Raw genomic sequence first — 257 nt, 5'->3', positions numbered from 1 at the left:
TTGGGTCAGGAAGAGATCCGTGAGTTCACCGTGACGCTGTCCGATGGCAGCACCACCACCGTCACCATCACCATCACTGGTACCGATGACGCACCGGACGTTTCCAGCGATGCCGACCGCATCACCGAAGGGGATAGCGCCATCCTCGATGGCACTCTGACCGCAAGCGATGCTGATAATCCAGACTTGGCCTTCAACGCCAACACCATCGACGATCCTTACGGCACCTTCGTGGTCAACGCCGACGGCAGCTGGAC

At 59.5% G+C, this 257-nt stretch carries 1 protein-coding gene; it reads left to right on the top strand.

Annotated elements, in window-relative coordinates:
* Positions 1–257: VCBS domain-containing protein (locus tag Q0796_RS18240; RefSeq protein WP_298445919.1), on the top strand; the 257-nt coding region annotated here is incomplete at both ends.

It is taken from the genome of uncultured Ferrimonas sp., from assembly GCF_947489035.1.
In the GTDB taxonomy this organism is placed as follows: Bacteria; Pseudomonadota; Gammaproteobacteria; order Enterobacterales; family Shewanellaceae; genus Ferrimonas.
The sequence above is the reverse complement of the archived record's forward strand: the minus strand, read 5'-3'. Positions and strand labels throughout refer to the sequence as shown.